This window comes from Micromonospora sp. DT4 (assembly GCF_049841675.1).
GTDB lineage: Bacteria > Actinomycetota > Actinomycetes > Mycobacteriales > Micromonosporaceae > Micromonospora.
Map to the genome: position 1 here is coordinate 134,481 of NZ_JBNCKT010000003.1, position 6,163 is coordinate 140,643.

At 71.1% G+C, this 6,163-nt stretch carries 7 protein-coding genes; 4 read left to right on the forward strand and 3 right to left on the reverse strand.

The window, feature by feature from the left end:
- Positions 1 to 27 precede the first annotated feature (27 nt).
- Entirely contained in the window at positions 28 to 315 is a 288-nt protein-coding gene (locus tag ACLQ24_RS02555; protein WP_425888775.1) for a DUF6458 family protein, read from the forward strand.
- Positions 316 to 669: 354 nt separating this feature from the next.
- Here ACLQ24_RS02555 and trhA read toward each other — a convergent pair whose 3' ends face one another.
- Positions 670 to 1,347, reverse strand: a complete 678-nt coding sequence (gene trhA / locus ACLQ24_RS02560) for a PAQR family membrane homeostasis protein TrhA (RefSeq protein ID WP_425888776.1) — start codon at positions 1,345 to 1,347, stop codon at positions 670 to 672.
- 132 nt (positions 1,348 to 1,479) lie between these two features.
- Between trhA and ACLQ24_RS02565 the strand changes: the two genes are divergently transcribed.
- Genes ACLQ24_RS02565 through ACLQ24_RS02575 form a run of 3 tightly spaced genes read left to right on the forward strand, consistent with a single transcriptional unit; the run spans position 1,480 to position 3,807 of the window.
- The gene (locus ACLQ24_RS02565) at positions 1,480 to 2,214 is read left to right on the forward strand and encodes a 5-oxoprolinase subunit B family protein (RefSeq protein ID WP_425888777.1); all 735 of its coding nucleotides are present in this window, start codon (positions 1,480 to 1,482) and stop codon (positions 2,212 to 2,214) included.
- Complete coding sequence (locus tag ACLQ24_RS02570) at positions 2,211 to 3,074, forward strand: biotin-dependent carboxyltransferase family protein (RefSeq protein ID WP_425888778.1); 864 nt, start codon at positions 2,211 to 2,213, stop codon at positions 3,072 to 3,074. Before ACLQ24_RS02565 ends, ACLQ24_RS02570 begins: the two co-directional genes overlap by 4 nt.
- A complete protein-coding gene (locus ACLQ24_RS02575) occupies positions 3,058 to 3,807 on the forward strand; it encodes a LamB/YcsF family protein (RefSeq protein WP_425888779.1) in 750 nt (249 codons plus the stop codon). Before ACLQ24_RS02570 ends, ACLQ24_RS02575 begins: the two co-directional genes overlap by 17 nt.
- 24 nt (positions 3,808 to 3,831) lie before the next feature.
- Here ACLQ24_RS02575 and ACLQ24_RS02580 read toward each other — a convergent pair whose 3' ends face one another.
- Together ACLQ24_RS02580 and ACLQ24_RS02585 are read right to left on the reverse strand one after the other, a co-directional pair.
- A complete protein-coding gene (locus tag ACLQ24_RS02580; protein ID WP_425888780.1) occupies positions 3,832 to 5,670 on the reverse strand; it encodes an NHL domain-containing thioredoxin family protein in 1,839 nt (612 codons plus the stop codon).
- Positions 5,671 to 5,770: 100 nt separating this feature from the next.
- On the reverse strand, positions 5,771 to 6,163 hold a 393-nt coding region (locus ACLQ24_RS02585), incomplete at its 5' end, for a transposase (RefSeq protein ID WP_425888781.1).

Below are 6,163 nucleotides of genomic sequence, written 5' to 3' on the forward strand. Positions count from 1 at the left end.
CGCCAGGTTAGAGCCGAGGAGCGAGACATGGGCATTGGTGGCAGCATCTTCCTGATCGCGCTGGGCGCGATCTTCGCATTCGCCGTGGAGGCCGACCTGGGATGGCTGAACCTGGCCGTGGTCGGCTGGGTGCTGATGCTCGCCGGTGTCGCCGGCCTGCTCGTCACCCTCTACTTCTGGAACAGCCGGCGTCGTACCGTGATCGCCCCGCCGGTCCGTGAGGACGCCGCGGTGGTCGACCGGGTGGTGCCGGTCCAGGACGACCAGGTCATGCGGGAGTACCGCGAGGTGCGTCGGCCGGGTCGTCCGGTCTGATTCCTCGCGTCGCGCACTCCGGGGTTCCTCGCGCCGCGCACTCCGGGGTTCCTCGCGCCGCGCACTCCGGGGTTCCGCAAGCGTGGCGGGGCCCCGGCTCGCGTGTCTACGCGGCGCGACAGTGCTGCGGCATCGGTGGCAGCACGGGCGCGTCGGGCGGCGAGGAGGCACTGCCGCAAGCGCCCTTTGCTCTGCTTCAGTAGAGGAAACAGGCGCTGTCCGATTATCGGACGCCGAACGTTTCCTGGATTGAAGCAGAGCAAAGGATGCTCGACCACCCTGCGCTCCAAGCCGCCACGGCGGCCGGGAGCAGTTGCGTCCGCGCTGTCCAACGGCTCGCAGGCACGAACTTGCTCAGGCGAACAGCGCGAAGTAGATCGCGACGTGGTGGCACAGCGCCGCCAGTAGCGTGCACGCGTGGAAGAACTCGTGATGACCGAACACCGTCGGCCACGGGTTGGGCCGGCGCAGGGCGTAGAAGACCGCGCCGACGCTGTAGATGACGCCACCGACGATCAGCAGGACCAGCGCCGTAACGCCGCCGCCGTGCAGGATATCCGGCAGCATGGCGACCGCGACCCAGCCGAGCGCCAGGTAGAGCGGCGCGGAGACCCAGCGCGGCGCATGCGGCCAGACGAGCTTCAGCGCCACACCGCCCAGGGCCCCACCCCAGACCAGGGCCAACATGATGGTGGCCTGCCGGGTCGAGAGCAGCATGGTGCAGAGCGGGGTGTACGTGCCGGCAATGAACACGAAGATCATGCAGTGGTCCATCCGGCGCATCACCTGGTAGCCGCGCTCCGACCACACCCGACGGTGGTAGAGGGCGCTGGTGCCGAACAGCCCGCAGACCGTCAGGCTGTAGATGGCGCAGCTCACGAGGGGTGCCCACCCCGGTCGGGTGGCGGCGATCGAGCAGAGCACGATGCCGGCGACTAGGGCGAAGAAGAAGGCGTACGTGTGCAGCCAGCCGCGCATCCGGGGCTTGCCGATGTCGACCGGCTTCAGGCGAAGCGGGGCGGGAGTGGTCACGGCCTTAGGTTACGACACCGTAGGTTACTTTCAAGTAGTAATGCCGGTGACGCTTGGCACCGTAACCGTGAACACCGCCGCTGACGCAAGGTCGCGAGGGATGGGACGGGGTTTGTCGGCGAAGATGGGCCGATGCGGATCCGGCCCGTCGGGGCGCACGCCCTTCTGATCGACTGCACCGCTTCCACCGACGTGTCCGAGGCGGCTGACCTGGTCGAGGCCTGGCGTGCCGAGCTGTGGCAACGCCGCGAAGGCGGGGAGTTGGACGCCGTGGAGATCGTGCCGGCGGCCAGCACCGTCCTGCTCGACGGACTGCCGGACCCCACCGCCACCGCCGCACTGCTGTCCCGCTGGGCACCCACGGTCGCTGCGACCGCGAGCGAAACCGCCCCCTCCCACCCCGCCGATCTTGCACGTTCTGTCCCGACAGAACGGCGCGATCGGGTCATTTCGACAGCAGAAACTGCAAGATCGACGAACGGGACAGGCACGGAGGTCGTCGTTCCGGTTCTGTTCGACGGGCCGGATTTGTCGGTCGTCGCCGACCACTGGGGCGTCGACGTGCCGGCGGTGCTGCGCCGCCTGACCGGCACCCGGTTCCGGGTCGCGTTCTGCGGCTTCGCCCCCGGCTTCCCCTACCTGACCGGGCTCCCCGCCGAGCTGGCGCTGCCCCGGCTGCCCACCCCACGCACCCGGGTGCCGGCCGGCTCGGTCGCGCTGGCCGGCCCGTACGCCGGCATCTATCCCAGCCCGTCCCCCGGCGGCTGGATGCTGGTCGGCCGGACCGACCTGACCCTCTTCGACGTCGACAGCGACCCGCCCGCCCGGCTCGGCCCCGGCACCCGCGTGCGGATGGTGGCGACATGACAGGTCACGCCGAGATCGAGGTGCTTCGTGCCGGGGCGCTCACCACCGTGCAGGACCTCGGCCGGCCCGGCTGGGCGCACCTCGGCGTACCCCGGTCCGGCGCTCTCGACCCGGCCGCCCTGCGGCTCGCCAACCGGCTGGTCGGCAACACCGAGGAGGCCGCCGGCCTGGAGATCACCCTGACCGGCTGCGCGCTGCGGCTGACCCGCGCGACCACCGTGGCCATCACCGGCGCGGAGGTGACCGTCCGGGCCGGTGAGCGGGCGGGTGACACCGGCCGTCCGCTCACCGTGCCCGCCGGTACGGTGCTGCGCGTCGGCCCGGCCCGTCGGGGCGTACGGAGCTGGTTGGCCGTGGCCGGCGGCATCGACGTGCCAGCGGTGCTCGGCAGCCGGGCCACCGACACCCTCTCCGGGCTCGGTCCGGCCCCGCTGCGCGACGGCGACCGTCTTCCGCTCGGCCCGCCGACCGGGGAGCCCGCGCCGGTGGACGTGACCATCGGCGTGACCCCCGCGCCGGAACTGCGTCTGGGCGTACGCCTCGGTCCCCGCGACGACTGGTTCACTCCGACCGCGCTCGACCGGCTGTTCGGCAGCGCGTACACCGTGAGCCCGGTCAGCAACCGGGTCGGCGCGCGGCTCGCCGGCGCGGCCCTGCCCCGCGCGGTGGCCGGCGAACTGCCCAGCGAGGGCATCGTGCTCGGCGCGGTGCAGGTGCCGGCCGACGGCCAACCGCTGATCTTCCTCGCCGACCATCCGACCACCGGCGGTTATCCGGTCATCGGGGTGGTCACCGACGTGACCCCGCTCGCGCAGGCCCGGCCAGGTACTACCGTCAGGTTCCATGGACCTCAACGCTGACCTGGGCGAAGGATTCGGCATCTGGCGGCTCGGCGACGACGACGCGCTACTCGCCCTGGTGACCAGCGCCAACGTGGCCTGCGGCTTTCACGGCGGTGACCCGTCCACCATGCGACGGGTCTGTGAGGGCGCGGTACGGCACGGGGTCGCGGTGGGCGCGCAGGTCGGCTACCGGGACCTGGCCGGCTTCGGCCGGCGGCGGATCGCGTACGACTTCGCCGAGCTACGCGACGAAATCACCTACCAGTTGGGTGCCCTGGACGCGTTCTGCCGGCTCTTTCGCACCCGAGTGCGGTACCTCAAACCGCATGGCGCGCTGTACCACGCCGCCGCCACCGACGAGTCCCAGGCGGCGGCGGTGGTCGCCGCCGTCAGCGGCCACGACCCCGAACTGCCGGTGCTCTGTCTGCCCGGCTCGACGCTCGCCCAACTCGCCGTCGGCGCGGGCCTGCCGGTGGTCGCCGAAGCCTTCGCCGACCGCGGTTACCTGCCCAACGGGTCGCTGGTGCCGCGCGGCACGCCCGGGGCGCTGATCAGCGACCCGGAGGAGGTGGCCACCCGGGCGGTGCGGATGGCCACCGAACGGACCGTCGTGGCGGTGGACGGCACCGTGATCCCCTGTCCCGTCGAGTCGATCTGCGTACACGGCGACACTCCGGGGGCGGTCTCCGCCACCGAACTGGTTCGCGCCAGCCTGATCGACGCCGGAGTCACCCTGGCCCCGTTCGCCTGAGCGCCGGGCATCGAGCCCGCTGCGCTACGCGTCGAGGCCGCGCAGCACCAGGGGAAGCCGGGTCGCGGTACCGTCGACCACCCGCACCGGAACCCCCCAGTCCTGCCGGGTCAGATGGCAGGCCGCGTGCTCGACGTCCGCGTCGCAGGTCGCCGCCTGGGCCGTGACCTGGAGTACCCCGCCGGTCACCTCGGCGTTGAGCACCAGCCGGCGGGACAGTTCGGTGCCGGTGCCGGCGCCGTCCAGCAGCAGCTCCGGCGGGGACGCCGACACCACCAGCCGGGTCGACGGCCCGAACGTCTCGTCGAGCTTCTGCCCCGGCGCCGGGGTGAAGACGATGTCCAGCGTGACCTCGCCCGCCGCCACGTCGGTTGGCTTGCGCTCGGTACGGTGCCGGGGGCCGTCCACCGTGCTCGCGCCAGCCGCAGACAGCGCGCCGGGCGCGAGTCGGGTCAGCCGGTGCGCGGCGGACTCCACCACCAGCACCTCACCGGACGGGGTGAGCACCAGGTCGCTCGGCTCCGCCAACCCGTCCGCGACCGTGGACACCTGGTTGCTGGCCGGGTCGAAGCGGCGGACCGCGCCGTTGTACGTGTCCGCGATCAGCACCGAGCCGTCCGGCAGCGCACACACACCCAGCGGGTGCTGGAGCAGCGCCGATTCGGCCGGCCCGTCCACGTGCCCGAAGTCGAACAGGCCCTGCCCGACGGCGGTTCCCAGCACCCCGTTCTCGACGTACCGGATCGCGCTGGTCTCGCTGTCGGCCACCCAGAGCCGGGAGCCGTCGGCCGAGACGGAGAGCCCCGACGGCTGCGCCATCCACGCCTCGGCCAGCGGCCCGTCACGCAGCGCCTCGACGGTGGTGCCCGCGTACATGCCGGCGGTCCGCTTGATCGGGTCGAACCACCAGAGCTGGTGGATACCCGCCATCGCGATGATCAGCTTGTCGTCGTACCAGGCCAGGTCCCACGGGGAGGAGAGGTCCACCGAGAGCGCGTCGTGGGCGTGGTCGTCGACCGAGGCTCGCCACTGCCGCCCGCTGCCGGCCACGGTGACCACCTCGCCGGACTCCAGCCGTACGCCGCGCAGGAGGTGGTTGACGGTGTCGGCGACCACCAGGTCGTAACCGGCCACCTCGGCGACGTGCGTGGGCAGCAGGCACAGACCCTGTGGCTCGGAGAAGGTCGCCGAGCCGACGGGCCCGTCGGCCCGACCCCGCTCGCCCGAGCCGATCCGGCGTACCAGCGTCTCGCCGTCCGGGGCCACCTCGACCAGCGAGTGCCGCGCCGAGTCGGAGACCAGCAGGTTGCCGTCCGGTAGCAGCGCCGCCTTGCCCGGGAAGCGCAGCGCCGTCTCCGGCGGCGGCGGCGGGACGTACGGCCCGTCGCCCCGGTGCAGGGTGCCCTTGGCCTCGTGGGTGGCGATCAGTTCGTCGATCAGCCGGGCCAGACCCTCGGCGTGACCCTCGCCGGCCATCGTGGCCACCACGTACCCCTCGGGGTCGATCACCGAGAGGGTCGGCCAGGCGCGGGCCGCGTACTGCTGCCACATGTCCAGCTCGGGATCGTCGAGTACGGGGTGGTGCACGCCGTACCGCTCGACGGCGGCGACCAGCGCGTCGGCGTCCTTCTCGTGCTCGAACTTCGGCGAGTGCACGCCGATCACCACCAGCACGTCGCCGTACTTCTCCTCCAGCGGGCGGAGTTCGTCGAGTACGTGGAGGCAGTTGATGCAACAGAAGGTCCAGAAATCTAACAAGACGCAGCGACCTCGAAGGTCACGCAATGTCAGGTTTTGTCCACCCGTATTAAGCCACTGTCGGCCCCGGAGTTCCGGCGCACGTACACGCGCTGTCGTTGCCATGCCTGTCAGCCTGCCACGGCGAGGTTTTCCGTATCGGTCGTCGTGACCCGGACGACAGAAAGCGTCGAGGCGTCTTAGAGACTGTCGGGTAACTGGACGGCTACGCAGTGAGAAGTCGTTCGGCGTTGATGCGTCGGGCGGCTTCGCGCTCGGTAGCGTTGTTCCAACGAGTCGCCTGGCAGGCCAGACGTATCGTCATGAGTCGAATCATCGCGACCTTGATCATGGCCTCCGAGTTGGCGGTCAGCCGTTCGTAGTCCCGGGCCAGGCGCCGGTTGCGCACCAGCCAACCCAACGTCCTCTCCACCACCCACCTGCGAGGCAGGACCTTGAAGCCCTTGACATCGTCGGTGCGTTTCACGATCTCCAGCAGGATCCCGAGTCTGTCTTTCGCCCAGCTCACCAGGGTGGAGTCAATGCTGTTGGCGTACCCGCCGTCGGCCCAGACAAGGGCGATGGTGGTGAATGCTTCGACCAGCCGGTGCAGGATCCG